This is a genomic window from Mesorhizobium sp. P3_A8, from assembly GCF_056402995.1.
This window is the reverse complement of record NZ_JBFUGI010000005.1, coordinates 164,602-190,738: the sequence shown is the minus strand read 5'-3', so window position 1 is coordinate 190,738 and position 26,137 is coordinate 164,602. Positions and strand designations below refer to the sequence as shown.

Sequence of the window (26,137 nt, the reverse complement as noted above, 5' to 3'; positions counted from 1 at the left end):
ATCATACGGCTTTGCCACGATGCAAGATGCGCCCGACCGCTGAGCGACCATGAACTGTCAAATGGAAAGGAATAAATCGATGCGCGGAACCGGCAAGGCCGATGTCTTCGTCATGCTGGCCCATCCCGTGGGCCACGCCAAGAGCCCCGGCATGTTCAACGAGATCTTCGAGCAGAAGGGCCTCGACAGCCTGATGGTGCCGTTGAGCTGTCGGCCGGAGGATTTCGACACCTTCTGGGCCGGGATCACGGCGGCCGAGAACATCCGCGGCGTCATCATCTCGGTGCCGTACAAGGTCGCGGTCTACCACAAGTGTTCTGCCGCGCATGACCGCGCGGCACGGGTTGAGAGCGCCAATTCGGTGCGGCGGCTGCCCGATGGAAGCTGGTACGCCGACAATTTCGACGGCGTCGGCTTCATCGACGGGCTGAAGGCGGGCGGGCACCAGATTGCCGGTCGCCGCATCCTCCAGGTCGGTGCCGGCGGCGCCGGTGCGTCGCTGACCTACTGTCTGGCCGAGGAAGGCGCGGCGGAGATCCGGCTGACCGACATCGACAGGGGACGCGCGGAGAAGCTGGCCGCGCTGGTCGGCAAGTCTTTTCCAAAATGCCGTATCGAGGTCGGCCAGCCCGATCCGTCCGGCATGGACATGGCGATCAACGCCACGCCTTCCGGGCTGAAGGCCAGTGATCCGCTGCCCATGGATGTGAGCAAGCTGACGCCTGACATGACGGTCGTCGACATCATCATGGAACCGGCCGAGACGGCGCTGCTCAAGGCAGCGAAGGCGATCGGCTGCCGCGTCCAGCCCGGACGCCCGATGATGGACTTCCAGGTTGAAGCCATGGCCGAATTCTTCGACATCGAGCGCAGGGATCGCAGCCATGGCTGAGCCACTGACGGCCGTCGTCATCGGCGGCACCTCCGGCATAGGCCGCGCGATTGCCTTGCGCTTCGCCGAAGACGGCTACCAGATCGTCGTCGCCGGCCGGGACGCGACACGAGGCAAGGAAGCGGCCAACGCCTGCGAGGCAGCGGGCGCGCCGTGCGCTTTGTTTGTCCAGACCGATGTCGCAGAAGCGGCCTCGGTGGAGGCATTGGCCGAAGCGGTCAGCGCTGCGTTCGGCACGCCTGAAGTCGTCGTCAACTGCGCCGGCATGCTGCAGAGCGGCAAGCATGTGCTCGACCAGGACCTGGACGAGGACGAGAAGATGTGGCGGGTCAACTATCGCGGCACGCTGCTGGGTTGCCAGGTGTTCGGCCGGCTGATGTCGGCGGCCGGACGCGGTGCGATCCTGAATGTCGGCTCGCTCGCCTCCTTCGCGCCGCTGTCGCTGCCGGCCTACACGCCTGGCAAGCACGCGGTCCTGGCACTGACGCAGATCCTGGCCGCGGAGCTCGGCCCGCATGGGGTGCGTGTCAATGCGGTGGCGCCCGGCTACACGCTTTCCGACGGGTTGAAGGCGAGGATCGCCAACGGTGAGCGCAACCCCGAAGCGATCCAGGCGACCACGGCGTTGCGCCGCTTCGTCGAGCCGCGCGACGTGGCCGAGGCGGCGCTATTCCTCTGCTCTGATCGTGCCGCGTCGATAACCGGTGTCACCTTGCCTGTCGACGCCGGCTGGCTCGTGCAGGCGCCCTACGCACAGTACCTGCAAGGCAATCCCATCCGGCGCACGCCGGCAATCTGACCCCATCCGGCGGATGCCGGCAACCCGACAAGGACAACCAGTGAGCGATATCCAGCGTTTCGACTTCGACACCCGCATCCATCACGGCGTCATCCACAATGGCACGCTCTACCTCACCGGCCAGGTCGCGAGACCAGGCCAGTCCGCCTCCGACCAGATGCGCGAGGCGCTCAGCAAGATCGACGCACTGCTGGCGAAGGCAGGCACCGACAAGACCCGCATCCTGCACGTGCAGATGTGGCTGGACGACATCAGGGATTTCGACGAGGTCAACACGGTGTGGGACGCCTGGATACCGAATGAGCACGCGCCGGCGCGTTCCTCCGGCGAAGGGCGGATGGCCAAACCTGGGATGCTGGTCGAGCTCATCGTCACCGCGGCGGTTTGAATGGTCCTGCCGGTTCGGGCATCATCGCGAATCGGGTGAGAGGGAGACTGATGACGAAGCGCAAGCCGCTTTCCACCGTCGTGGCGGAGAGCCTATCGGAAAAGATCCGTTCCGGATCGTTACTGCCCGGCGCGCAATTGCCGACCGAGGCGGAGCTTTGCGCCGAATACGATGTCAGCCGCACCGTGGTGCGGGAAGCGGTGGCGCGGTTGCGCTCCGACGGCATGGTGGTGCCGCAGCAAGGGCGCGGCATGTTCGTCAGCGAAACCCCAGTGCGGCGCAATTTCTCGATACCTGACGAGGCGCTGAGGACCTTGCCGGAAACCATCGCCTTGCTCGAGCTGCGGTTGAGTGTCGAAGTAGAGTCCGCCGGCTTGTGCGCGGAACGGCGAACCGACGCGGAGGCGAACGGCATCCGAGCGCTGATGGAACAGGTCGACGCCCAGCAGGCGGATCCGGCCGTCGTCCAGATCCACTACGACTATGATTTCCACCTGGCGATCGCCAGGGCGGCACGCAATGAATTCATCCACGGCTTCCTCGCCTATCTCAGGCCGATGATCGTGCCGCGCTTCCAACTCGGCTACGTGGTCACGCCGGAGCGCAAGGACAGCTACTACACGCGCATCCACAACGAGCATAAAGCCATCGTCGACGCCATCGAAAGGCAGGACGGCCGCGCCGCGCGCCAGGCCATGCGCAAGCATTTGCACAACAGCCTCGGGCGTGTGCGGGCGCTGGCCCGGGCTTCCGGCGTCGAGGCGACGGAGGCGGAGCAGAAGGCGGCGGCGGCCTCGCTGTTCACCGATATGAAGAGGCCCTCGCCCACCGGCGGATAGAGCCGGTGACGTCGATCGTACGGTCCTTCGCCGGCAACTAGATTAGCCGTGCATTGCGAAAGCCATGTTTTTGTTGCGCTGGCTGACCGAAAGCGCTTTCAGCAGGCAGAAAATGTCGTTTTCCTGCCGTTTCCCCTGATTTTCAGCCTCGGCGCCGGAGTGACCGACTGCCCGGTTTTCGGGCGAGAAAAGAAAATTCGAAAGTTTATCTTTCCTTTTTGCTGGTTTTCTTGGTTTCGCGGCGCCGGCCAGCGCCGCACATTGAAATCCAGGCAAACGGGGAAGCCCAGGTGACGACAGCCTTCATCACAGGAGCAACGAGCGGCATAGGACGAGTCATGGCGATCGCATTGAGCGATGCCGGCTACGACGTCTATGCGGTCGGACGCAGCCAGGCCGCACTCAAGGCGTTGCAGGCCGAACGGCCCGGCATCGTGCCGATCGCCGTCGACATCACCGATCGCGAGGCGCTGGAAGCGGTTCTGGCGGATCTGACCATCGACGTGCTGATCAACAATGCCGGGATCATGCCGCCGCTCGGCAATTTCGCCGACATGAAGATATCAGACATCGACACCACGCTGGAGATAAACCTCAGCGCGGCGATCCTGCTCACCCGCCTGGTCGTGCCGCAGATGCGCGAGCGGCAGTCCGGCCACATCCTGTTCACCGGTTCCACCGCGGGGCATGCGGCCTATTCCAACATTGCCGTCTATTCAGCCACCAAGGCGGCGATATCAGGCTTTGCCGCAGCACTCCGCGCCGACCTCTCGCCATCAGGCATTCGCGTCACCGAGATCGTCGCCGGCCGCGTCGAGACGCCGCTTTACCAGGACATACTCGACGCCAAGGCACGCGCCGCCATGTACGCCTCCAAAGTGGTGCAGCCGGACGACGTGGCCAGGATGGTCGTCGCCGTGCTTGCGCTCCCCGCATGGGCGGACGTTACCCGTTTCGACATCATGCCGACCTGGCCGACTTCGCCAAGCGGCACCAAGTAAGGAAAACTTTAAATGAAGGATCTTTCCGTTCTGATCGTTGGCGGCGGCGCCGGCCTCGGCGCTCTCCTGGCTGAGATGGCTGTCGAGGCGGGGGCGGCGAAGATCGGCATCATCGACATCAATCAGGAGGCCGCAGAGTCCGCGCTCGCGCCGGCAAAGGCCAAGGGCCTGCCGACAGCGGCGGCGGCATGCGACATCCAGGTTGGCCCGCAGTGCCACACGGCCTTCGACGCCATCGTTTCCAAGCTCGGGCGCATCGACACGCTGATCAATTGCGCCGCGATCTATCCGCGCCGCCCGCTTCTGGAAATCAGCGACGCCGATTGGGACGCCTCCAACGGCATCAACATCAAGGGCACCTACCACATGATGGTGGCGGCGGTTCGCCACATGCAGGCGCAGGAGCCAAAGGCCCATGTGCGCGGCCGCATTGTCAACCTGACCTCCGTCGACGCCTTCAAGGCGCATCCGCAGAACGCCCATTATGCGGCAACCAAGGCTGCCGTCGTCAGCCTGACGCGTTCCTTCGCCCATCACGTGGCGAAGGACGGCATTCTGGTGAACTCGGTGGCGCCCGCCGGCATGGCCACGGAGAAAGCAAAGGCGCTCGGCTTCCTGGAGGAACTGGCTAAGGCAAGCCCGCTCGGCCGCGGCGCCGAGCCGACCGAGATTGCCGAATGGGTGCTGATGACGGGTGGCCCGAAGAACACTTACATGACCGGCGAAAACGTCATTGTTTCAGGTGGTTATATCTACGCCTGAGGCGGCTTTATGCAGCCACCGACGGCTGAAATACGGCATTGCATGATCGACGGAGCCTCGAGCGGAAGGAGCGGAATTTTCGATGACCGGCAAGCTGCGCCTTCCCTCGCTGAACGCGCTTCGCGTCTTCCACGCCGTGGCGCAGCACAAGAGCTTTCGCCAGGCCGCGGATGAGTTGCTGGTCACACCGCAAGCGGTCGGCCAGCAGATCAAGCTGCTGGAAGACACGCTCCAGGTGACGCTTTTCGAGCGCAAGGGCCGCTCGATCGAGTTGACCGAGTCCGCCATCCTTCTCTCGCACTACATCAAAGCCGGCTTCGACGAGTTTTCGGAAGGTGTACGCCGCGTCACCAAATCGACCTACCGCGACCGCATCAACCTCAATGCGAGCCCGTACTTCGCCACTCACTATCTGCTGCCCAGGCTTTCGCTGTTCCGGGAAATCCTGCCGGGGGCGGATCTGCGCCTGACGACCATGGTCGACCTGCCCGATTTCGGCCGCGACGACATCGATATGACGGTGCAGTGGGGCTACGGCAACTGGCCGGACTACGAGACCACGCTGCTGGTGCCCGACCCGAAGATCATCTGCTGCACGCCAGCGATCGGCGAGAAGATCAAGTCAGCGCATGAGTTGACGAAGTTCACACTGCTCGACACCGTCAAGTCGAAGCGCCTGTGGCCGGACATATTGCGCCACCTCGGCGTCGAGCTGACGGATGGCGACCGCAGCATCAGCTTCGACGACGCGGCGACCATGCGCCGGGCAACCCTTCAGGGTATCGGCGTCGGCCTGGTCTCGGTCATCGACGCCGAGGAGGATTTTCGGGCGGGCACGCTGGTCGCGCCGATCGGCCGCGACGCCATCGCCGATATGCGGCCGGAGGAAATCCCCGGCTTCTATCTGGTCGTCCCGCGCGGGCATCTGCGCGTGAAGGCGGTGGCCGCCCTGCATCGATGGCTGGCCCAGCAGGATTGGCGAAACGACCTCGCGATCTCCTTGCCGAAACCGACCCCGCTTTCCGACTAGCAAGCGGCTTCGAGACCGAGCCCCGAAAGGTCTCTTTCGCGGCTCCAACAACAAGAAACGGAACAACCTCAACAGCGGAGACGACAACAATGAAGACGATGAAATGGGGGGCTGCGGCCCTGGCCCTTGGCCTCGTGCATTTTTCGGCGCCGGCGCAAGCCGCCGGCGGCAAGACACTCGACACGGTCAAGGCACGCGGCGTGCTGAATTGCACCGGCCATGACGGCTCCTATCTCGGCTTTGCCGAGGTGGACGACAAGGGCAACTGGAAGGGCATGGACATCGATCTCTGCAAGGCAGTGGCCACGGCGGTGTTCGGCGATCCGACAAAGCTGAAGGTCGTTCCGATCAGCTGGGCGCAGCGCTGGCCGGCGTTGCAGTCGGGCGATGTCGACATCATCATCAAGGCATCCGGCGGCACGCTCAGCCGCGACACCGAACTCGGGTTGCAATTCTCGATGTCCTACTACCTCGGCACGACCAAGGTGATGGCGCACAAGGAACTCAATCTGAAGTCGTTGAAGGATGCCGCAGGCGGCACGATCTGCATTCCTGCGGGCACGTCGCAGGAACAGCAGGTCGCGGCCTATTCGGCCAAGCTTGGCATCAAGCTCGAGCCTGTGCTCATCGAAAAGACCGAGGAACTCGAGCAGGCCTATTTCTCGGGGCGCTGCGATCTCTATGCGCAGTGGGGTCCGACGCTGGCCATCGCGCGCATCGCCAAGGGCAAGGTCGAAGACCACGTCATCCTGCCCGACGTGCTCGCGGTCGAGCCTGAAGTCATGATCATGCGGCAAGGCGACGACAATTGGGTCGACATCGCCAACTGGACGTTGAGCACCCTGATCTTCGCCGAGCAGGAAGGCATCACCTCCAAGAATGTCGACGAGATCAAGGCCAAGCCGACCTCGCCGCAGGTGGCAAAATTCCTCGGCGTAACGCCAGGCATGGGCAAGGGTCTCGGGCTCTCCGACGACTGGGCCTACAAGGTGATCAAGAATGTCGGCAATTACGGCGAGATCTTCGATCGCGACCTCGGCAAGGGCTCGCCCTACAAGATGGACCGTGAGCTGACCAACCTCTGGAACAATGGCGGTGTCCTGTTCCCGTTGGTCATCGACTGATCGGGTCTGAACGCATCCTGTTCCCAGGCTTCGCCCGGCCTCTGCCGGGCGGAGCCGATGGCAATTTCGAGGAAGATTGATCGATGGTCAGCCTGCTGAGAAATCAGAAGGTCCGCAACACGCTGTTGCAGATTCTCTATGTCGGCTCGATCGCAGCCCTGGTGCTTGCCGGGGTCGTGATCGCGCGGCGGAATCTGGCTGAGCAAGGCATCACCTCCGGTTTCGACTTCCTGTTCAAGTCGACCGGCTGGGATGTGAACTTCACGCTGCTGCCCGCCACCGCCAATGACCCCTATTGGTGGTTCTTCCTCATCGGCATCACCAACACGCTGTTCCTGGGGACCGTCGGCCTGATGCTGGCGACGATCGTCGGCACCATTGTCGGCCTGGCACGGACCTCCTCCAACGAATTGGCGCAGCTGCTCGGCCGCACCTATGTCGACATCTTCCGCAACATCCCGCTGATCCTCCAGGTCTTCTTCTGGTACGCGCTGATCACGCATCTGCCGCCGCCGCGCGCCGCGCACGAAGCCTGGGGCTTTCTGCTCACCAGCCGGGGGCTCTACATCCCGTTCCCGAATGTCGGCGGCGTGACAATGGCGCTGGCCCTGTTTGCCTTGCTCGCGGCAATGGTGCTGCCGCTCTGGCTGGGCAGCACATCGCGGCTGAACCAGGCAATCGGTCAGCGGCGTGGCATCCAATTCGCCACAGCGGCGGCAGCGCTTGCCGGCGCGGCGGTCATCCTGGCGGTCGGCCGTTTGCCCGACGCGCCGTTCGTCGATTTTCCGGCGCTGCAAGGCCTGAACCTCAGGGGCGGCCTGCGCATTCCACCGGAGTTTTCCGCGCTGGCCATCGCCATCGCCATCTATGGCGGTTCCTACATCGCCGAGATCGTGCGCGGCGGCTTCAAGTCTGTCGGCAAGGGCCAGATGGAAGCGGCGCTCTCGCTGGGCCTGAGCCCCTGGCGGGTGTTCACGCTGGTGCGGCTGCCGCTGGCTCTGCGCGCCATGCTGCCTATCCTCGCCAACCAGTATGTCTGGCTGATGAAGGCGACCACGATGGGCATCGCGGTCGGCTTCACGGATTTCTTCATGATCGTTGCGCTGACGATCAATCATTCCGGCCAGACCCTCGAAGTGATCGGCATCCTGATGGCAGGCTTCCTCGCGATTAACCTCAGCCTGGCCGCGCTGTTCAACCGCCTCAACAAGGCCATTGCCCTCAAGGGCAATCAGTTGAGGGGTTGAGCCATGGAGATGGTCGCTCCGCCCACCCCCGGAAAGCTTGAGGATTTGAGGCGACGCTTTTTCGCGACGCCGCTTCAGGCCGTGATGTCGCTGATCTCTCTGGCGATCATGGCTTTCATCGTCTGGAAGCTGCTCAACTGGGCGGTCTTCTCGGCCGTCTTCACCACCAGCGGCGGACCCGAGGCCTGCCAGGCCGCGGCCGGGGCCTGCTGGTCGGTCATCGCGGCCAGGTGGCGCATCATCCTCTTCGGCCTCTATCCCTATGAGGAGCAATGGCGCTCGGCGCTGGCCTGCGTGGCCGTGGTGGTCATGACGATGCTGAGCTGTATTCCAGCCTTCTGGACAGGCCGCCGCATCGCGCTGGTATGGGGCATCGGCACCACCGTCTTCTACGTGCTGATGAAGGGCGGCGTGCTCGGTCTGCCCTTCGTTGGCGAGGAAGCGTGGGGCGGGCTGGCGCTGACCCTGTTCATCTTCGTCACCACCTGCCTGATCGGCTTCCCGCTTGCAATCTGCCTGGCCTTGCTGCGCCGGTCGGAGCTGCCCTGGATTTCCCGCACCACCGGCCTGATCATCGACGGGGTGCGTTCGCTGCCGCTGATCTCGATCCTGTTCACATTCGCCATCGTGCTGCCGTTCGCGCTGCCGCAGTGGCTGCAGGGCGACAAGCTGTACCGCGTGATCCTGGGTTCGGCCCTGTTCTTCTCCGCCTACCAGGCGGAGATCGTGCGCGGCGGCATGCAGGGCGTTCCCACGGGACAAGAGGAGGCAGCCATGGCGCTCGGCATGCGCTATTGGCAGCGCATCGGCCGCATCCTGCTGCCACAGGCGATGCGCAACGCGCTGCCAGCGACGATCAACCAGTTCGTCATCTCGTTCAAGGAGACCTCGCTGGTGGTCATCGTCGGCTTCTTCGAGATCCTGGCTTCCGGCAATGCCGCCTATGGAACCGGCGAATGGCGCTTCGCCTATGTCGAGGTCTACGCCTTCATCGCCTTCATCTACTTCGTCTTCGTTTTCAGCCTGTCCCGCTACGGCGCCTTTCTCGAGCGCCGCATGTCGGTCAGCGAACGCTAGGGAGGCGCGGATATGATTTCAGACAAGTCGACCCCCTCGGCCGGACCCGCGGTTCGCATCGAAAATCTCGACAAATATTACGGGACGTTCCACGCGCTGCGAAAGGTGAATCTGTCCGTCGAGCGCGGCGAGAAGATCGTCGTCTGCGGCCCATCCGGCTCCGGCAAGTCGACCATGATCCGCTGCATCAATCGCCTGGAGCAGCACAATGGCGGTCGCATCACGGTACTCGGAACCGAGCTCAACGACGATGTCGGCAATATCGACGGGATCAGGCGGGAGGTCGGCATGGTGTTCCAGCACTTCAACCTGTTCCCGCACATGACAGTGCTGGAGAACTGCATGCTGTCGCCGATGATCGTGCGCAAGCAGCCGCGGGCGCAGGCCGAGGCAACCGCACGGCGCTATCTGGAGAAGGTGCGCATTCCCGAGCAGGCGATGAAGTTTCCCGGCCAGCTTTCCGGCGGCCAGCAACAGCGGGTGGCGATCGCGCGGGCGCTGTGCATGCAGCCACAGATCATGCTGTTCGACGAGCCGACCTCGGCGCTCGATCCGGAAATGATTTCGGAAGTGCTCGACGTCATGGTGACGCTGGCTTCCGAAGGCATGACGATGATCTGCGTCACGCATGAGATGGGCTTTGCCCGCCGGGTCGCCGACCGGGTGGTGTTCATGGATGGCGGCGAGATCGTCGAGGAGGCGCCACCGGACGAATTCTTCACCGCGTCCCGCAACGAACGCACCCGACAATTCCTGTCGCAGGTGCTGGGCCATTGAACGGCATTTTTGAAGATGCAAGGTTTGAAGCAGCACACATCTTCAGGTATTTCCATGACTGATCCCACAGCCGCACTGCGCGCGATCCTCGGACCGAAAGGCTGGCTTTCGGGCGCCGATGCCGTGCCATACCAACGCGATTGGCTCAACCGCTACGGCATTGCACCGCTTGGCGTTGCGCGGCCAGCCACCACCGCTGAAGTGGCTGCGGTCATCGCAGCATGCCGGGAGGCCGGACTGGCGGTGGTGCCGCAAGGCGGCAACACCGGGCTTTGCGGTGGTGCCGTCGCGGAGCAGCCGAACGCAGTGATCGTCTCGCTCTCGCGTATGACGGCGATCGGCGAACCGGATCTCGACAGTGGATCGGTCGTCGTCGAAGCGGGCGTCGTGCTTGCCGCGCTGCACGAGGCGCTGGAACCGCATGGCCTGATGTTTCCGATGCATCTCGGCGCCGAAGGCAGCGCCCGGATCGGCGGCCTGATCGGCACCAATGCCGGCGGCAGCCAGGCTTTCCGATACGGCATGATGCAGGATCTTGTGCTCGGCCTCGAGGTCGTGACCCCGGACAGCGCGGTGTGGGACGGGATGCGCGCGGTTCAGAAGGACAATGCCGGCTATCAGTTGCGCAAGCTGTTCTGCGGCGCGGAAGGCACGCTCGGCATCGTCACGCGCGCGGTGCTGCGGCTCTATCCCACGCCAAACCAGCAGGCGAGTGCGCTGCTGGTCATGCCCGACTTTGCCGCCGCCGTTTCGTTCGGCGCCTTTCTGCGCGGCGAGGCCGGCGAATTTCTGACAGGCCTGGAATTCTTCAGCGATGTCGGCCTGACACTGGCGCTCAAGCATCTGCCTGATCTCACCTATCAGTTGGGGACACGAGGCGATGTCTATCTCCTGGTTGAACTGGCTTCCGGCTCGCCCCGCGTTCCCCTGGACGAGATCCTGAATTCGGCATTGGAATGGGGCATGGAGCAAGGTCTGATCCTGGATGGCGCGCTGGCGACATCGGGCGCGCATCGAGCGCAGTTCTGGCGGCTGCGCGAGGAGCAGCCTGAGGGGCAGCGGCTGGAGGGCGAACAGCTCAAGCACGACATCTCGGTGCCGCCGGGCGCGATCGCCCGCTTCATCGAGGCCGGCGCCAAGCTCTGCCAGGACATTCTGCCCGGCGTGCGGATCAACCCGTTCGGCCATCTCGGCGACGGCAACATCCACTACAATCTGTCGCCGCCGGAGGGCCGTACTGATTTCGACGGCAAGGCCGGACAGTTCGCCGAGGCACTGTCGGTGCTCGCCACGGAGATGGGCGGCAGCTTCGCGGCCGAGCATGGATTGGGTCGCGCCAAGATTGCTCTGGCCGAGCGCAATCGCGGCGCGGTGGAGCGGGAGCTCATGGCGCGGCTGAAGAGTGCGTTCGATCCGCTGGGCACGATGAACCCCGGCGTTCTGCTGCTGACTGCTGAGTAAAGAAAAACTTTCGCATAAACGGCATTTCTTGATTTCGCCCCGCTCCGACGGCGTGCAGGTATAAATCCGAAAGGCAGGCCGGATCCGCTTGCCGCCAGACCGAGGATGTCGAAAACATGATCCGCAATGGCGGCCGCCTTCTTGTCGAATGCCTGATCGCGCTCGGCGCGACCAAGAGCTTCGGTGTGCCTGGCGAAAGCTATCTGGCCGTTCTCGACGCGCTGCATGACACGCAGGGAAGGCTGGACTATGTGCTTTGCCGCAATGAGGGCGGCGCGGCATTCATGGCCTCGGCCTATGGCAAGCTGACGGGATCGCCGGGCATTTGTTTCGTGACACGCGGCCCGGGCGTTACCAATGCCAGCATCGGCGTCCACACGGCCATGCAGGACAGCTCGCCGATGATCCTCTTCGTCGGCCAGGTCGGCACCGACATGAAAGGTCGCGAAGCCTTCCAGGAGATCGACTACCGGGCCGTCTACGGCACGGTCGCCAAGTGGGCGGTCGAGATCGACGATGTCTCGCGCCTGCCGGAAATCGTCGCGCGGGCCTGGACCACCGCCCTGACCGGACGGCCCGGCCCCGTGGTGGTCGCCCTGCCGGAAGACATGCTGACCACCCTGACCGAGGCCGCCCTGCTCAGCGGGCCGCCCGCGATTTTCGAGCCGGCGCCGAGCCCGGATGCGATGGCTTCGGCACTCAAGCTACTGGCGGCGGCCGAGAGGCCGGTCCTGCTCATGGGCGGCGCCAACTGGACAGAGGATGGACGCACGGCGCTGCAGGCTTTCGCCGAGGCCTCCGACATCCCGGTAGTCGCGGCCTTTCGCTACCAGGACCAGTTCGACAATCATTCGCCGGCCTTCGTCGGCGAGGCTGGCGTCGGCATGGTGGCGCATGTCAAAAACCTGATCCGCGACGCCGACGTGATCCTGGCCGTCAATGTGCGTTTCGGCGAGATGACCACGGACGGCTATACGCTGCTGTCGGTGCCGCAACCGCGCCAGAAGCTGATCCATGTCCATGGCTCCGACCGCGAGATCGGCAAGATCTATGTGCCGACGATTGGCATCCATGCCGGCCCGAACGCCTTCGCCAAGGCGCTGACGCCGGTCAAGGGCGGCTGGGCGGAATGGCGCGCGGCGGCGCGCAAGGCCTATCAAGGGACATTCGCGGCACCCGTCCAGCCCGGCCCGGTGGATATGGTGGCGGTCAGCGCCTGGCTGCGCGAGACCTTGCCCGCCGATGTCATCCTCACCAACGGCGCCGGCAATTTCACCGTGTGGCCGAACAAGTTCTTCAAGTTCGGGCCGCGGGCGCGGCTGCTCGCGCCGCAATCCGGGGCGATGGGCTACGGCCTGCCGGCGGCAATCGCGGCGAAGGTCGCATTCCCGGAGCGCACGGTTGTCTGCTTTGCCGGCGACGGTGATTTCCAGATGAACTGCCAGGAACTCGGAACCGCCATGCAGGCGGGGGCGCAGCCGATCGTGCTGATCCTCAACAATGGCATTTACGGCACGATCCGCGCGCATCAGGAGCGCCACTATCCGGCACGCGTCTCGGGAACCTCGCTCGAGAATCCGGACTTCGTGGCGCTGGCGAAGGCCTATGGCTTCCATGCCGAGCGGGTCGAATCCACCGGGGATTTCGCAGCCGCCTTCGGCCGCGCGCTCGCCTCGGCGACGGGCGCCGTTCTCGACATCGCCATCTCGCCCGAAGCGCTGACGCCCCGGCAGACCCTTTCCCAGATGCGCGAAGCCGCGCTCGCTTCGCAGAAGGCCAAGGCATGACCTCAGGAATCGACGACATCCGTCTTGGCGCTGATATAGGCGGCACGTTCACCGACATTGCGCTTGAGCTCAAGGGAACGCTGTTCTCCACCAAAGTGCTGACCAATTATGCCGCGCCCGAGCAGGCGATCCTCGACGGCATCGCCGTCGTCACCCGCGATGCCGGCATTTCGCCCGCCGAGATCGGCATCATCATCCACGGAACGACGCTCGCCACCAACGCCCTGATCGAACGCCGCGGCGCCAAGACCGCGCTGGTCACGACAGAAGGTTTTCGCGACGTGATCGAGATGCGGACGGAAAACCGCTTCGAACAATATGATCTGAACCTGCAGCTGCCGACGCCACTCATCCCGCGCGAGCACCGCTTCACGGTCAAGGGCCGGATCGGCGCCGAAGGACAGGAACTGCAGCCGCTCGATGAAGCCGCCCTCGAGGAGATTGCGGAGCAGATCGCGGCCGGCGACTTCGGCTCGGTGGCGGTCGGCTTTATCCACGCCTACACCAATCCGGCTCACGAGTGCCGTGCGCGTGAGATTCTTTCGCGCAAACTCAGCATACCGATTTCGATCAGCGCCGAAGTGTCGCCGCAGATGCGCGAGTTCGAACGCTTCAACACGGTCTGCGCCAATGCCTATGTGCGGCCGCAAATGGCCGACTATCTCGCCCGCTTCCAGACGCGGCTGAAGGAGATGGGCGCCGAATGCCCGGTCTTCATGATCCATTCGGGCGGCGGCCTGATTTCGGTGGAGACGGCTTCGGAATTTCCCGTGCGCCTAGTCGAGTCCGGCCCGGCCGGCGGCGCCATCTTCGCTGCCGATATCGCCCGACGCTTCGGCCTGGAAAAGGTCGTCTCCTACGATATGGGCGGCACGACCGCGAAGATCTGCCTGATCGAGGACTTTGCGCCGCGCACGGCCAGAACCTTCGAGGTGGCGCGCACCTACCGCTTCTGCAAGGGCTCGGGCATGCCGATCTCTATTCCCGTCATCGAGATGATCGAGATCGGCGCCGGCGGCGGCTCCATCGCCTGGGTCGACGCCATGGGCCGTATCCAGACAGGGCCGGAAAGTGCAGGATCGGAGCCGGGGCCTGCCTGCTACGGCCGCGGCGGCAAACGCCCGGCGATCACCGACGCCGATCTGGTGCTGGGCAAGCTCGACCCCGACAATTTCGCCGGCGGCGCGATCCGGCTCGACACGGCGGCCTCCGAACAGGCGATCCTGCGCGATGTCGGCGAGCGCCTGTCGCTCGATGCCATGTCGACGGCCTTCGGCATCTGCGAGGTGGTGGACGAGAACATGGCCAATGCCGCCCGCGTCCACGCCGTCGAGAACGGCAAGAATATTTCCGACAATCTGATGATCGCCTTTGGCGGCGCTGCTCCCCTGCACGCGGCAAGGCTCTGCGAAAAACTAGGCATCGAACGCTGCATCGTGCCCAAGGGCGCGGGCGTCGGCTCGGCGATCGGTTTCCTCAAGGCGCCGTTCGGCTACGAGGCGCTGGCGTCGAAGCTTACCCGCCTGTCGCGCTTCAGGCCGGCCGAGATCAATGCCTTGCTCGGCGACCTCAAAGCATCAGCCGAAAGCTTCGTGCGCAGCGGCGCCAGCGGCAGCATCACCTGCGAGATCACCGCCTTCATGCGCTATGCCGGCCAGGGCTGGGAAATCCCGGTGCCGCTGCCGGACAAGCCGTTCGGCGACGATGCCTCCACACGACTGAAGGACCTGTTCGAGGCGAACTACCAGCGCTTCTTCGGCCGCGCCATCGAAGGGCTCGACGGGCTGGAGATCGAGATCGTCACCTGGTCGGTCAAGGCGACGGATATCCGGCCCGATGTCGCCAGGCATGAACTCACGGCAGGCACTCGAACCAGCCAGCCGGCCACGACCCGCGCGGTGTTCGATCCGGCAAGCGGCGAGCCGCAAACCTACGGTATCGTCGAACGCGATGCGCTGTGCGCCGGCGATTGCGTCGCCGGGCCGGTGGTCATCGTCGAACGCGAGACGTCCACCGTCGTCACCACCAGCTTCGATGCCGTCATCCAGAGCGACGGCGCCATCCTTCTGATCCGCAAAGGCAGCCAGTCATGAGCGACATCAGCGACATCCGCATGCAGGTGATGTGGAACCGGTTGATCTCCGTGGTCGAGGAGCAGGCGCTGACCTTGCTGCGCACCGCCTTCTCGACCTCGGTGCGCGAGTCCGGCGACCTGTCGGCCGGTGTCTTCGATCCGCGCGGCCAGATGCTGGCGCAGGCGGTGACCGGCACGCCCGGCCATGTCAACACCATGGCCGAGGCCGTGCTGCATTTCATGAACGAAATCCCTCGCGACACCATGTTCGAGGGCGATACTTACGTCACCAATGATCCCTGGCTGGGTACGGGCCATCTGCACGACATCACCATGGTGTCGCCGTCCTTCCTGAACGGTGAGCTGGTGGCCTTCTTCGCCTGCACGGCGCATGTCGTCGATGTCGGCGGACGCGGCTTTGGCGCCGACGGCAAGTCTGTCTACGAGGAAGGCATCCAGATCCCGATCATGAAGTTCGCGGAAAAGGGCAAGGTCAATCTCGACCTCGTCAGGATCCTGCGCGCCAATGTCCGCGAGCCGAACCAGGTGGTCGGCGATTTCTATTCGCTCGCCGCCTGCAACGAGGTCGGTCACCGGCGCCTCGTCGACATGATGAAGGAGATCGGGCTCTCCTCGCTCGACGGGCTCGGCGACTTCATCTTCTCGCGCACACGCGATGCCATGCTCGAGCGCATCAAGGCGCTGCCGAAGGGCAGCTGGTCGAACGAACTCGTCACCGATGGCTATGACGCACCGGTCAAGCTGGCGGCAAAAGTGTCGGTCCGCGACGACCATGTCGAGGTCGATTTCACCGGCACCGACCCGATGAGCCGGTGGGGCATCAACTGCCCGATCATCTACAGCAAGGCCTATGCCTGCTACGCGCTGAAATGCGTGGTGGCGCCCGACATCCCCAACAACGCCGCCTCGCTCGCCTTCTTCACCGTGACGTCGCCGGTCAACATCCTGAACGCAGTGCGGCCGGCGCCGGTGGCGCTCAGGCACATCTTCGGCCACATGGTCCCCGACCTCGTGCTGGGCGCGATTGCTCAGGCGATGCCCGGCAAGATCCTTGCCGAGGGCGCCGGCGCGCTGTGGAACATCCACATCTCGGTGCGGCCGGTCGCGGGCGGCCAGGGTCGGCGCGCCGAAGTGCTGATGTTCAACTCCGGCGGCATGGGTGCGCGCCCCGGCCTCGACGGCCTGTCGGCGACGGCCTTCCCTTCGGGCGTGCACACGATGCCGATCGAGGCGACGGAGCATACCGGGCCGATCGTCATCTGGCGCAAGGAGCTGCGGCCGGACTCCGGCGGCGACGGCGAATTCCGTGGCGGCCTCGGACAGGTGATCGAAATCGCCCCGATGGAAGGCCATGAGTTCGACTTCTCGGCCATGTTCGACCGCGTCAACCACCCTGCCCACGGACGCAATGGCGGCGAGCCTGGCGTCGCCGGCGTGGTCAAGCTGGACGACGGCACGCAGATGCGGCCCAAGGGCTGGCAGCATGTTCCGGCCGGCCGGCGGCTGATCCTGGAATTGCCGGGCGGCGGCGGCTATGGCGATCCGGCCAAACGCAGCACCGAGGCGCGGGCGAACGACCGTTCCAAGGAATACATTTCGGAGAACGGCAAATGAGCTACATTGCCTCGCGCCTGTCGGCGGTGAAGCCTTCGGCTTCGATGGCGGCCTCGCAAGCCGCCAAAGCACTGCGCGCCAAGGGCGTCGACGTGATCGATCTCGGCCTGGGCGAACCGGATTTCCCGACACCCAGCCACATCATCGATGCCGCCCATGTCGCGGCCAAGGCGGGACAGACGCTCTACACCGGTGCTGCCGGCACGGCCGAGGTGCGCGAAGCCATTGCCGGCAAGTTCCGCCGCGAAAACGGGCTGGATTACGCGGCCGACGACATTGTGGTGGCCAACGGCGCCAAGCAGATCATCTTCAATGCGCTGATGGCAACGCTGGAGAGCGGCGACGAGGCGATCCTGCCGGCGCCCTATTTCGTCTCCTATCCGGAAATGGTGAAGCTGCTCGGCGGTACGCCCGTCGTCGTCGAGTGTCCGGAGACATCAGGCTTCCGGCTGACGCCGGACGTGCTGGAGAAGGCCATCACGCCAAGGACGAAGTGGCTTTTCCTCAACATGCCGGGCAACCCGTCCGGCGCGGTCTATTCGGAAGCTGATCTCAAGGCACTGGGTGCGGTTCTGGCAAGGCATCCGCAAGTCCTGATCCTCTCCGACGAGATCTACGAGCACATCCTCTTCGATGGGCGCGAATTCGTTTCCTTCGGCAAGGCCTGCCCGGAACTCAAAGAACGCACGCTGATCGTCAATGGTGTCTCGAAATCCTATGCGATGACCGGCTGGCGTGTCGGCTATGCGGCCGGACCGGCGCCGCTGGTGAAGGCGATGTCGACCATCCAGAGCCAGTCCTGCACCTCCGTCTGCTCCATCGCGCAGGCGGCGACGGTGGCCGCGCTCAACGGTCCACAGGACGAAGTCGCGCGCTTCCGGCAAGCGTTCGAGGCGCGCCGTGATCTGGTCGTCGATGGGATCAGGAAGATCAATGGCCTCGCGCTGTCACCGCCGGACGGCGCCTTCTATGCCTATATCAGCTGCGCCAGCCTGATCGGCCGCAAGACTCCGAAAGGCGTTGTGCTCGAGGACGACACGGCGGTGGCAAACTATCTCTTGAACGAAGGCCGCGTGGCGTCTGTGCCGGGTGCCGCCTATGGACTTTCACCCTATTTTCGTATCTCGACCGCGACCAGCGAAGAGGTGCTGACCGAGGCGATCGCGCGGATCAACGCCGCCGTCGCGCAAGTGGAGTAGATGATGCCGCATTACGACCGTATCCTGATCACCGGCGCTGCCGGCCGCCTCGGCTCGGAACTGCGCAAGGGGCTGGTGCCGCTGGCGAAGACGATCCGCCTGGCAGGACGTGAGCCGTTCGGCGATCTCGCGCCGCACGAAGAAGAAGCGGTGTTCGATCTCGCCGACATGGAGGCGACGATCGCCGCCACCAGGGACTGTGACGCCATCGTGCATTTCGGCGGCGCGCCGCTCGAATGCGAATGGCAGACGATCCTCGATTCCAGCATCCGCGGCTCCTACCACATCTATGAAGGCGCCCGGAAACACGGCGTGAAGCGCGTCATCTACGCCTCCTCGGTGCATGCCATCGGCTATCACGAGGTCGAGGCGCATATCGGCGTCGACGCGCCGGTGCGCCCCGACAGCCTCTATGGTGTCTCGAAGAATTTCGTCGAGAGCCTGAGCCGGCTCTACTGGGACAAGTTCGGCATCGAGACGGCGTGCCTGCGGATCTTCTCGTCCTTCCCCGAACCGGCGGACCGCCGCATGCTGTGGTCCTACCTCTCCTTTGCCGACTGCGTGCGCCTGGTCGAGGCAGCGCTTGTTGCGCCGCGCGTCGGCCACACGATCTCCTTCGGCATATCCGACAACAAGTTGAAGATGGTCGACAACAGCGGCGCCGACCATCTGGGTTTCATCCCGCAGGACAGCGCCGAGCCGTTCCGCGCCGCCGTGGAAGCAAAGACCCCCATTCCCGATCCGAAAAGACCGTCGGTAAAATATCTCGGCGGCTGGTTCTGCGAGCTTGGCCATCCGGACGACAAGCCCGCGTGACAACAAGGCGATGCGCCGTCACGCAATCGGAACAGGCGCGTCGACTTCAATGAGACCGGCCCGCTTGAGATCAGCCCACAGCGCTGGGGGAATATCCTCTCGCAGATAGGCCAGATTCTGCTTCAACTCCTCGACTGAGCGGGCGCCTGGAATGACGCTCGACACCAGCGGGTGGCCGAGCGGGAACTGGAGTGCGGCCGCTGGCAGCGAGACCTTGTGGCTGGCGCAGACGGCCTCGATGCGGCGGACGCGTTCGAGCACCGGCTCGGGTGCTGGCCTGGTGTTGAAGGTGGCGCCCTTGACGGCGCCCGTTGCCAGGATGCCGGAATTGTAGGGGCCGCCGATGATGATCCTGGTGCCGCGCTGCTCGCAGAGCGGCAGCAAGGTCGCCAGCGGTTCCTGTTCGAGCAGCGTGTAGCGGCCGGCAAGCAGGAAATAGTCGAACGCGCCGGCGACGACGAAATCGGACAGCATCTGCCATTGGTTGATGCCGACGCCGACCGCCTTGATGACGCCTTGCGACCGCAGTTCGTCGAGCGCCGGATAGGCGCCGTCCATGGCTTCCTTGAAGCGGCTTCTGGCATAGGGATCCTCGCCGGGGCCGAAATGGATGGCTTCGTCGGGATCGTGGATCGAGACCATGTCGACATAGTCGGTGTCCAGCCGCTTCAGCGTGCCTTCAAGCGAACGCATCACCGCATCGCGTGAATAGTCGAACTCGGCACGGAACGAACCGGGCTGGTCCCACAGCGCCGGCTTCAGCTCTTCGGGCGGGATCGGCACGAGGTCGTAGCCGATCTTCGACGAGATGACGATATCGGCACGTGGCAGCGACTTGATGGCGAGGCCCAGACGCGTCTCGCTGACGCCGAAGCCATAGACCGGTGCGGTATCGAAATAGCGGATGCCATTGTCATAGGCCGCCTGCACTGTCTTCACCGCTGCATCGGTATCGACGGCGCGGTACATGTTGCCGAGCCCGGTACCGCCGAGCCCGATCGTCGTCACTTTCAGGCCGTTCTTCGCCACAGCCCTGAATTCGATTTCAGCCATTTTCTCTTCCTGTGATCCCTGCTGTCCATCCTGCCGGCTCAAGCGGCGGCCTTCTTGTCGCTGCGACCGCAAACGGCCCGTCTTGGAACCGGCGCCGAAAAAGCATTGACACAAAAGTTGTCATATAACAATGTAACCAGACGACAAAGGTGGGCATGCCCGCAAAACGAAGAGGGAGGAACGCATGGACGACGACACGAAAAATCACATCGAGATGGTGAATGCCGCCATCTCCAGGCGCAGTGCTTTCGCACTGGCAGGAAAACTTGGCCTTGGTGCAGCAGGCCTCGCCAGCGGACTGGCAGGCGCCGGTCTGGCCGGCGGCATCAGTGCGGCCAGAGCAGCCGATTCATCGCCCGGCCTGCCGAAGAAGCCCTACAAGTTCCACTTCGTCTGCCATGTGACGCTGGACCAGTTCTTCACGCCGACCGTCTACGGCATCCAGGATGCCTGCGCCGCCTTCGGCTGCAGCTACCAGTGGACGGGGTCGCAGAAGAACGTGGTCTCCGAAATGGTCAGCGCCATGCAGACGGCGATTGCGCAGAAGTCGGACGGCATCGCCGTCTGCCTGGTCGACCCGACGGCTTTCGATGCCGCCACCGACATGGCAGCCCAGGCCGGCATTCCGGTTGTCGCCTTCAACGCCGACGTGCCGGTCGGCAGCCCCAACAAGCGGCTCTCCTATGTCGGCCAGCCGCTCTATCAGTCCGGCTATAACTCGGCGCTGAAGTGGCTGAAGCTGATCCCCAAGGGCGGCCACGTCATGTTGTCGATCGGCGTGCCGGGCTCGCTCAACACGCAGCCGCGCCTCGACGGCTACATCCAGGCGATCAAGGACAGCAACAGCGGCGTCACCTACGATGTCGTCAACACCGGCCCGGATCCGGCAACGGAAATCTCGCGCGTCGAGAGCTATTATCTCAGCCACAAGACCGTGAACGGCCTGTTCGGCACCGGCGGCTCCGACACCTATGCCTGCGGTTTCGTGTCCAACAAATATGGGTTGGTGAAAGCCGGCGGTGCGGTGGCCGGCTTCGATCTGTTCCCGCAGACGCTGGACTTCATCAAGGCCGGTGATGTCAACTTCACCACCGACCAGCAGGCCTACCTGCAAGGTTTCCTGCCGGTGCAGCAGATGTATCTCTACAAGCTGTCGGGCGGCCTCGTCGGCCCGGCCAACAGCGACACCAGCCAGGCTTATGTGACCAAGGACAATGTCGACGCCTATGTCGGCAAGTCCCGCTTCGAGGGTCGCAGCGACGTCGAACCGACCTGACACGGTCAACCCCGTGAAACGCCTGCCCTCGCCGCGTCATTTCGAATGATGTGGCGGGGGCAGCGACGGCTGCCGGTCCGGCTGTTTTGCCCCGTCGCCGATCCGCTTCTTCGCCCATAGCCCGAAATCAGGAAGACAAGAGTGCCGCCCACAGAAACCAAGCTAGCGAAGAAGAGCGCCGTCGGCGTCAAGGTCCCGCACACGATGACGGAAAGGCTGCTGATCCTTTTGTCGCGCTATCGCGAGGCCAGCATCGCCGTCGTCGCCATCGTGCTCGTCATCTATTTCCAGTTCGGCAGCGATGGCGGTTTCCTGTCGCCGCAATTCATGAGCGTCGTGCTGCGCGACACCGGCCGGCTCGGCTTGATCGCCGCAGCCGAGGTGATGCTGATGATCACCGGCGAGATCGATCTGTCGCTCAGCGCCATCTTCTCGATCGCGCCCTATGTCATGGCACTGCTGTCCGTCACCTATGGCGTGCCGCTGGCCGTCGGCGCGCTGATCGGCGTGCTGATCGGCATACTGGTCGGCGCCATCAACGGCATCATCACCGTGCGCTTCAAGGTGCCGTCGCTGATCACCACGGTCGGCATGCTGTTCTTCCTGCAAGGCATCGTCGTCTCGATCTACAACAGCCAGCCGATCGTGGCGCCGGTCGAGCAGCCCTTCAACGCCATCTTCGGGCAAAGTCTCTACCAGCCATCGGACGCGCTCCTGTCCTGGCACGGCATCACGGCGTTCACGCCCTTCCTGTGGGCGGTGCTGGTCGTGCTGGTGCTGGCGCTGGTGCTTTCCCGCACCACGTTCGGCCTGCACACCATTGCGACGGGCTCCAACATCATCGGCGCCCGCGAGATCGGCGTGCGCACCGACCGCATGAAGATCTACAATTTCATGATCGCCGGCGGCTGTGCGGCCTTTGCCGGCATCATCAACACCGCCCAGTTCACCTCGGCCGACCCGCAGGCGGGCAGCCCGTTCCTTACCTTGCAGGCGATCGCGGCCGCGGTCATCGGCGGCACCTCGCTGCTGGGCGGCTCCGGCACCGTCATCGGCGCGCTGATCGGCGCCTTCGTCGTCGCTTCGCTCAACAACGGCCTGGTAATGATCGGCGCCCAGGCCACCGTATCCGACATCTATCTCGGCGCGGCCATCATCGCCGCGATGATCCTCTCAATCCAGGTCGACCGCCTGCGCACACGGAGGCGCGTATGAATTCGCCAACCATTCCGCCGCTCGCGTCCGACGCGCCCGTCGTGCTGGAGATGTCCAACATCTCCAAGAGCTTCGGTGCCGTCACGGCGCTGGTCGATGTCTCGATCAAATTGCGCCAGGGCGAAGTCCTGGCCCTGGTCGGCGACAATGGCGCCGGCAAGTCGACGCTGATCAAGATCCTGTCCGGCTTCCACCAGCCCGACACCGGCACCATCGTCTCGCAAGGCAAGGAGGTGCGTTTCGCTTCGCCGCGCGATGCCCGCGCCCAGGGCATCGAGACCGTCTACCAGGACCTTGCGCTGATCGGCGACCTCAGCGTCTTCCACAACATGTTCCTCGGCCGCGAGTACCACAAGCGCTTCCTCGGCCTGAACCTGCTGGACAACAGGAAGATGCGCGAACAGGCGCAGCTCTATCTAGATACGCTCGGCATCACGATCCCCAGCGTCAACAGCACGGTCGATCTCCTGTCGGGCGGACAGCGCCAGTGCATTGCGGTTGCCCGCTCGATCTATTCGTCGCCGAAGATCCTGGTGCTCGACGAACCGCTGGCGGCACTGGGCGTGCGCGAGAGCGCGCATGTGCTGGGCCTGATCCAGAATCTGCGCCAGCAGCGCCAGGTCTCGGTGATCCTGATCGTCCACAACTACAACCAGATTTTCGAAGTCTGCGACCGCATCAACTTCCTGCATTCGGGCGAGGTCGCGCTCGACGCGTCCACGGCTGATACCAGCGAAGAGGAACTGATCCGCATCGTCAAGTCGGGCCTGGGCACCAGGGCGATCGACGCCGCCGCGGCCGAAGTCCGGCCGGGCCTCGTATGAACCTGCCGGCAAGTCACGGCTAGAACAATCCTTGCCGGCCCGACCTCCCATCGGCCGGCCCCTCGCACGGAGTATTCGTTTTGACGTTCTCACCCACCGAACTGACCAGATCCCTTGGCCGCGGGCTGCTGTCCTTTCCGCTGACCTTCTTCGACGATGACGGTGCCTTCAACGAGGACGGTTACCGCGCCCATGTCGCGGCCCAAGGCACAGCCGGGGCGAGCGGGCTTTTTGCCGCCGGCGGTACCGGCGAGTTCTTTTCGCTGACACTCGAGGAATACAAGCGCGTCGTGCGGGCGGCTTCGCAGGAGGTGCCCGACACGATGCCGCTGCTGGCCGGCGTCGGCTACGGCACGCATATGGCGGTCGAATTCGCCAAGGCGGCCGAGGCCAATGGCGCCGACGGCTTGCTGGTGCTGCCGCCCTATCTGGTCAAGTCGGAGCAGGAAGGCCTGCGCCGCCACCTGACGGCCATCTGCCGCTCGGTCGGCATCGGTGTGATCGCCTATAACAGGGACAACGCCATTCTGACGCCCGAGACGCTCGAGCGTGTGGCGCAGGATTGCCCTAACCTGATCGGCTTCAAGGACGGCGTTGGCGATATCGAACTCCTCACCGCAACACGCTACCGCATGGGCGACCGGCTGGTCTTCATCGGCGGCATGCCGACGGCCGAGGTCCATGCCAGTGCCGCCGCGGCGATCGGCATGACGACCTATTCGTCGGCGATCTACAATTTCGCGCCCGAGATCGCGCTGCGTTTCTTCAATGCGCTGCGGGCCGGGCGCACAACGGAGGTCGGCGATCTCATCCGCTCGTTCTTCCTGCCCTACCTTGCCATCCGCAACCGGCGCGCCGGTTATGCCGTGTCGATCGTCAAGGCGGGCGCGCGCATTGCCGGAATAGATTGCGGCCCGGTGAGGTCACCGCTGCTCGACCTGACGCCGGATGAGGAGCGGCAGCTCGCGGCACTCATGCAGTCCTGCAAAATGCCGGTCGCGGAGCTGGCGTAGGACAGGATGATTTGCGGGAGCGGATCGAAGACCGGAGTTGACGGCTTGCTACGATCTGGCGTGACCATCGACCATACGGCGATAACGCTCCCGGCCAGCCTCCAGATGTTCGCGCAAGGTGAAGCGGGCGGCTTCGACATTCTGCCGCTCGATGGCCTGATAGATGCGGCGGTGCTCCATCTGGACCTGCTCCAGATAGTGCCGCCGCTGCTCCGGCGTTTCGTCGCGCGGGCGCATCGTTTGGCGCGGAATGACGACGGGTCCGAGAAAATGCATGAAGCGTTCGAAATAGGGATTGCCGGTGGCCGAGGCGATCGCCCTGTGGAAGGCGAAGTCCGGCTCGATGGCGCTTTCGCCCGCCGCGATCGAGGCGTCGATGGCGTCAAGACAATCGCGCATGCGGGCAAGATCATCGTCGCTGCGCTTCTCGGCGGCGATGCCGGCGGCTTCCTGCTCCACCGCAAGCCGAAGCTGCAGCACGTTCTGGACTTCGGTCAGCGAATGAAGCTCGTCGGAGACGATGCGAAACGTGGTGTTCGCCTCATGGTCGGCGACGAACACGCCCGAGCCCTGGCGGCTGACGACAAGGCCCTCCGATCGAAGCGAAGCCATGGCTTCGCGGATCACCGTGCGGCTGACGCCGAATTGTGCGATCAGTTCCTGCTCGGTCGGCAGTTTCTCGCCGCTCGTCATATGGCCGGCGCGTATTTCGCGCGCAAACCAGTCGGCAACCTGTGCCGTGCGGCTGATCTGCGGGGGAAGGCCAAAGGAACGTTTCATCGCCATCAAGCAATAAACGAACCGCTGTCCTTGGCAACCCATTATTTATACGGTGATATGATGACATTTTCGGCGTACCGGCCGCGACCAGTCTTCGTTCGCCTTGCCGGCTCCGCGCGAACATGTCCGCGGTATCAGCGAAAGGACAGGGCGTGATGATCCCCGAAAGACCGGTGCTGTTGACCGGAGCCTCCGGCACGATTGGACGGCTGCTCTCCGCCAGGTTGGCGGCGCTCGGCTGGACCTTGCGGCTCACCGATGTCGTACCCTTGCCGATCCCGCTGCCGCCAAACGCAAGCTTCACCATCGCCGATCTCGAGGACCAGCAGGCGGTGAACGATCTGGCCGAGGGCTGCGGCCTGATCCTGCATTTCGGCGGCATCTCCACCGAGCAATCCTTTGAGACGGTGCTTGGCCCCAATCTGCGCGGCAGTTTTCACATCTATGAGGCGGCGCGCAGCCAGAAGGCGCGCGTCGTGTTCCCTTCCTCGGTACATGCAGTCGGGCTCTACGAGCGGACGGAGGTCCTCGATCAGGACTGCCTGCTCAGGCCCGACGGCTATTACGGCCTGTCGAAGGCCTATGGCGAAATGCTGGCGAGGCTCTATTTCGACAAGCATGCGGTGGAAAGCGTGCTGATCCGCATCGGCTCGGTGCTGCCGGAAGTTCCGGACGAACGGATCCTGTCGACCTGGATATCGCACGATGACTTTGTCCGCCTGATCGAACGTTGCGCCGAGGCCGAGCGTGTCGATTGCTCCGTCATCTGGGGTCAGTCCAACAACAGCCGCGGCTTCTGGCGGCACGATGCCAGGCTGAAGCTCGGCTGGGTGCCGCTCGACAGTTCCGACAGCCAGGCCGAACGCGTGCGCGGCAAGGTGACAGACAATCCGGTGGTCGAGCGCTACCAGGGCGGCAAGTTCATCGTCGTCGATTATAGCCGTACGGATTTTCCGCCGCGTGAGATGTTTCCGGAGTGAGCCTGCCTGCGCCGGCAGACTGTAGCATATGGCGCTCCCCCTCTCCGTCTCGGCTTCGCCGAGCCACCTCTCCCCCACTTTGTGGGGG

25 protein-coding genes are annotated in these 26,137 nt (G+C 64.1%); 22 read left to right on the top strand and 3 right to left on the bottom strand.

What is annotated here, in order from left to right:
• Positions 1-79: 79 nt before the first annotated feature.
• The 4 genes from AC1DX4_RS13970 to AC1DX4_RS13955 are packed head-to-tail and all read left to right on the top strand — an operon-like array spanning position 80 to position 2,918.
• Positions 80-892, top strand: coding sequence for a shikimate dehydrogenase family protein (locus tag AC1DX4_RS13970; protein WP_477220853.1), 813 nt, complete (start codon positions 80-82; stop codon positions 890-892).
• Positions 885-1,691: an SDR family NAD(P)-dependent oxidoreductase gene (locus AC1DX4_RS13965; protein WP_477220852.1), complete on the top strand. Its 807-nt coding sequence runs from the start codon at positions 885-887 to the stop codon at positions 1,689-1,691. Before AC1DX4_RS13970 ends, AC1DX4_RS13965 begins: the two co-directional genes overlap by 8 nt.
• 40 nt (positions 1,692-1,731) lie before the next feature.
• On the top strand, positions 1,732-2,079 hold the full coding sequence (locus tag AC1DX4_RS13960) for a RidA family protein (RefSeq protein ID WP_477220851.1): 348 nt from the start codon (positions 1,732-1,734) through the stop codon (positions 2,077-2,079).
• A gap of 50 nt (positions 2,080-2,129) precedes the next feature.
• Positions 2,130-2,918 carry a FadR/GntR family transcriptional regulator gene (locus AC1DX4_RS13955; RefSeq protein ID WP_477220850.1) on the top strand — a complete coding sequence of 263 codons (789 nt, stop codon included), beginning with the start codon at positions 2,130-2,132 and terminating at the stop codon, positions 2,916-2,918.
• Positions 2,919-2,960: 42 nt separating this feature from the next.
• Here AC1DX4_RS13955 and AC1DX4_RS13950 read toward each other — a convergent pair whose 3' ends face one another.
• Complete coding sequence (locus AC1DX4_RS13950) at positions 2,961-3,194, bottom strand: hypothetical protein (RefSeq protein WP_477220849.1); 234 nt, start codon at positions 3,192-3,194, stop codon at positions 2,961-2,963.
• A 14-nt stretch (positions 3,195-3,208) separates the two neighbouring features.
• Here AC1DX4_RS13950 and AC1DX4_RS13945 point away from each other — a divergent pair, with 14 nt between their 5' ends.
• The 13 genes from AC1DX4_RS13945 to AC1DX4_RS13885 all read left to right on the top strand — a co-directional run bounded on the left by AC1DX4_RS13945 (position 3,209) and on the right by AC1DX4_RS13885 (position 18,908).
• Entirely contained in the window at positions 3,209-3,919 is a 711-nt protein-coding gene (locus AC1DX4_RS13945; RefSeq protein ID WP_477220848.1) for an SDR family oxidoreductase, read from the top strand.
• A gap of 12 nt (positions 3,920-3,931) precedes the next feature.
• Positions 3,932-4,681: an SDR family NAD(P)-dependent oxidoreductase gene (locus tag AC1DX4_RS13940; RefSeq protein ID WP_477220847.1), complete on the top strand. Its 750-nt coding sequence runs from the start codon at positions 3,932-3,934 to the stop codon at positions 4,679-4,681.
• A gap of 82 nt (positions 4,682-4,763) precedes the next feature.
• The gene (locus tag AC1DX4_RS13935) at positions 4,764-5,711 is read left to right on the top strand and encodes a LysR substrate-binding domain-containing protein (protein WP_477220846.1); all 948 of its coding nucleotides are present in this window, start codon (positions 4,764-4,766) and stop codon (positions 5,709-5,711) included.
• Positions 5,712-5,800: 89 nt separating this feature from the next.
• Positions 5,801-6,835 carry an amino acid ABC transporter substrate-binding protein gene (locus AC1DX4_RS13930; protein ID WP_477220845.1) on the top strand — a complete coding sequence of 345 codons (1,035 nt, stop codon included), beginning with the start codon at positions 5,801-5,803 and terminating at the stop codon, positions 6,833-6,835.
• A gap of 83 nt (positions 6,836-6,918) precedes the next feature.
• The gene (locus tag AC1DX4_RS13925) at positions 6,919-8,082 is read left to right on the top strand and encodes an ABC transporter permease subunit (RefSeq protein ID WP_477220844.1); all 1,164 of its coding nucleotides are present in this window, start codon (positions 6,919-6,921) and stop codon (positions 8,080-8,082) included.
• An 84-nt stretch (positions 8,083-8,166) separates the two neighbouring features.
• Complete coding sequence (locus AC1DX4_RS13920) at positions 8,167-9,159, top strand: amino acid ABC transporter permease (protein ID WP_477220843.1); 993 nt, start codon at positions 8,167-8,169, stop codon at positions 9,157-9,159.
• Positions 9,160-9,171: 12 nt separating this feature from the next.
• Positions 9,172-9,936 carry an amino acid ABC transporter ATP-binding protein gene (locus tag AC1DX4_RS13915; RefSeq protein WP_477220842.1) on the top strand — a complete coding sequence of 255 codons (765 nt, stop codon included), beginning with the start codon at positions 9,172-9,174 and terminating at the stop codon, positions 9,934-9,936.
• 54 nt (positions 9,937-9,990) lie between these two features.
• Entirely contained in the window at positions 9,991-11,397 is a 1,407-nt protein-coding gene (locus tag AC1DX4_RS13910) for an FAD-binding oxidoreductase (RefSeq protein ID WP_477220841.1), read from the top strand.
• A gap of 116 nt (positions 11,398-11,513) precedes the next feature.
• Complete coding sequence (locus tag AC1DX4_RS13905; protein ID WP_477220840.1) at positions 11,514-13,184, top strand: thiamine pyrophosphate-binding protein; 1,671 nt, start codon at positions 11,514-11,516, stop codon at positions 13,182-13,184.
• Entirely contained in the window at positions 13,181-15,277 is a 2,097-nt protein-coding gene (locus tag AC1DX4_RS13900; RefSeq protein ID WP_477220839.1) for a hydantoinase/oxoprolinase family protein, read from the top strand. Before AC1DX4_RS13905 ends, AC1DX4_RS13900 begins: the two co-directional genes overlap by 4 nt.
• Positions 15,274-16,893, top strand: coding sequence for a hydantoinase B/oxoprolinase family protein (locus AC1DX4_RS13895; RefSeq protein WP_477220838.1), 1,620 nt, complete (start codon positions 15,274-15,276; stop codon positions 16,891-16,893). Before AC1DX4_RS13900 ends, AC1DX4_RS13895 begins: the two co-directional genes overlap by 4 nt.
• A complete protein-coding gene (locus AC1DX4_RS13890) occupies positions 16,890-18,092 on the top strand; it encodes a pyridoxal phosphate-dependent aminotransferase (protein WP_477220837.1) in 1,203 nt (400 codons plus the stop codon). Before AC1DX4_RS13895 ends, AC1DX4_RS13890 begins: the two co-directional genes overlap by 4 nt.
• 3 nt (positions 18,093-18,095) lie before the next feature.
• The gene (locus tag AC1DX4_RS13885; RefSeq protein WP_477220836.1) at positions 18,096-18,908 is read left to right on the top strand and encodes an NAD-dependent epimerase/dehydratase family protein; all 813 of its coding nucleotides are present in this window, start codon (positions 18,096-18,098) and stop codon (positions 18,906-18,908) included.
• Positions 18,909-18,926: 18 nt separating this feature from the next.
• Here AC1DX4_RS13885 and AC1DX4_RS13880 read toward each other — a convergent pair whose 3' ends face one another.
• On the bottom strand, positions 18,927-19,961 hold the full coding sequence (locus AC1DX4_RS13880; protein ID WP_477220835.1) for an aldo/keto reductase: 1,035 nt from the start codon (positions 19,959-19,961) through the stop codon (positions 18,927-18,929).
• A 184-nt stretch (positions 19,962-20,145) separates the two neighbouring features.
• Between AC1DX4_RS13880 and AC1DX4_RS13875 the strand changes: the two genes are divergently transcribed.
• The 4 genes from AC1DX4_RS13875 to kdgD all read left to right on the top strand — a co-directional run bounded on the left by AC1DX4_RS13875 (position 20,146) and on the right by kdgD (position 24,289).
• Positions 20,146-21,237 (top strand): substrate-binding domain-containing protein, encoded by a 1,092-nt coding sequence (locus AC1DX4_RS13875; protein ID WP_477220834.1) that lies wholly within the window; start codon positions 20,146-20,148, stop codon positions 21,235-21,237.
• A gap of 141 nt (positions 21,238-21,378) precedes the next feature.
• Positions 21,379-22,452 (top strand): ABC transporter permease, encoded by a 1,074-nt coding sequence (locus AC1DX4_RS13870; RefSeq protein ID WP_477220833.1) that lies wholly within the window; start codon positions 21,379-21,381, stop codon positions 22,450-22,452.
• Complete coding sequence (locus AC1DX4_RS13865) at positions 22,449-23,276, top strand: ATP-binding cassette domain-containing protein (protein ID WP_224599357.1); 828 nt, start codon at positions 22,449-22,451, stop codon at positions 23,274-23,276. Before AC1DX4_RS13870 ends, AC1DX4_RS13865 begins: the two co-directional genes overlap by 4 nt.
• Positions 23,277-23,356: 80 nt before the next feature.
• Complete coding sequence (gene kdgD, locus AC1DX4_RS13860; RefSeq protein ID WP_477220832.1) at positions 23,357-24,289, top strand: 5-dehydro-4-deoxyglucarate dehydratase; 933 nt, start codon at positions 23,357-23,359, stop codon at positions 24,287-24,289.
• A gap of 48 nt (positions 24,290-24,337) precedes the next feature.
• On the opposite strand, the gene AC1DX4_RS13855 is transcribed toward kdgD, so the two are convergent.
• A complete protein-coding gene (locus tag AC1DX4_RS13855) occupies positions 24,338-25,069 on the bottom strand; it encodes a FadR/GntR family transcriptional regulator (RefSeq protein ID WP_477220831.1) in 732 nt (243 codons plus the stop codon).
• Positions 25,070-25,224: 155 nt separating this feature from the next.
• Here AC1DX4_RS13855 and AC1DX4_RS13850 point away from each other — a divergent pair, with 155 nt between their 5' ends.
• Positions 25,225-26,049: an NAD-dependent epimerase/dehydratase family protein gene (locus AC1DX4_RS13850; RefSeq protein ID WP_477220830.1), complete on the top strand. Its 825-nt coding sequence runs from the start codon at positions 25,225-25,227 to the stop codon at positions 26,047-26,049.
• Positions 26,050-26,137 lie beyond the last annotated feature (88 nt).